Origin of the sequence: Lacticaseibacillus chiayiensis (genome assembly GCF_004123795.1) — a bacterium.
In the GTDB taxonomy this organism is placed as follows: Bacteria; Bacillota; Bacilli; order Lactobacillales; family Lactobacillaceae; genus Lacticaseibacillus; species Lacticaseibacillus chiayiensis.
In genome coordinates, this window is sequence record NZ_MSSM01000055.1 from 1 (window position 1) to 1,144 (window position 1,144).

The 1,144-nt window shown below is 50.6% G+C and carries 2 protein-coding genes; one reads left to right on the forward strand and one right to left on the reverse strand.

Annotation, left to right across the window (positions count from 1 at the left end; genetic code table 11):
• Nucleotides 1-549, forward strand: a 549-nt coding sequence (locus tag BVJ53_RS14110; protein ID WP_137295998.1) for an amino acid permease, incomplete at its 5' end; no start/stop codon positions are given.
• A 319-nt stretch (nt 550-868) separates the two neighbouring features.
• Here the strand turns inward: BVJ53_RS14110 and BVJ53_RS14115 are convergent.
• Nucleotides 869-1,144: MerR family transcriptional regulator (locus BVJ53_RS14115; protein WP_462345213.1), on the reverse strand; the 276-nt coding region annotated here is incomplete at its 5' end.

The following is a 1,144-nucleotide window of genomic DNA, read 5'->3' on the forward strand; positions in this document are numbered from 1 at the left end:
CATTATCTGGGGACTAATGCTGCGATTTTTATGGATTTTGCCGCAATGGTCAGCTACTTTGCCTGTTATTTCGGTGCACTTAATGCCGGCGCGTTCATGCTGGAAGCACTTAGTAAAAGTGGGTATCTGCATCCGTGGTTGGCTGCGGAAACCGGCGACAAGCAGACGCCGACGCATGCACTTGATAGCATTACCGGGCTGGCATTGATCGTGTATGTGATTTTTGCGATCGGTTTGGGCGTGAGTGCCAGTGATATGTATAACTGGTTTGGGACCATTGGCATGTTGGGCTTGCTGACGGTTTATGTGCTGGTGAATGTCGGCGCCATTGTCTACTTCCGCAAAGACAAGGGCCGGTCGATGTTCAAGCATGTGCTGGCGCCGGTGATCGGGATTCTGGTGCTGATTTACCCGATTTACACGAGTCTCTGGCCGATTCCCGCGTTTCCGATGAATACTTTCCCGTACATTGCCATTGTCTGGTTTCTGATTGGGCTATGGGTGGCGACGAAGCGGCGAAAAGTTGAAACGCGGTTGGAAGACTTTTAGGCAATAGGTTCCGTGTCGTGCCAAACTCCGCAATCTCCGGCCAGCTGAGCCTGGAACGTGGTGGGCACGACTTTAAGCCTCAGCAAAATCGGCTGAGTCTTAAAGCTCGGCCTTGTTGTAGGCGGGGCAAAAGGCGCCCCACCAACAACAATGTCACCACTGAGGCTCATCTGGCCTACGATTGCTCCGCCTTGGCACTGGGACTATTGCCTCATGTGCCAATAAGCTCTATGCCAACAAAGACGCCGATACGCTTCCAGGTTTTGCAAAACTCTGAATTGTATCGGCGTCTTTTATTGTGCAATTGAAGCTACTTTCACTACTCCTGCTCACTCACAGTCGCTTTAACATGGGTGGTGCCGGTTTTGACGTATTTTTCAGTGCCGTCCGCGACTGCTTGGCGATAATAGTGTTGCTTGTATTCAATCGTGTTGAGCGTTTGTTCCAGTTGCTTCATCTGGTTTTCGACCGTGTCGTGGAGTTGGTTGAAGAAGTCTAGCCGTTTGGTGAGGGTAGCGTCGCCTTCTAAATTCCATTGCATAAATGTGCGGATATCTTTGATCGACATGCCTGCCGTTTTGAGACAGTTGACCAT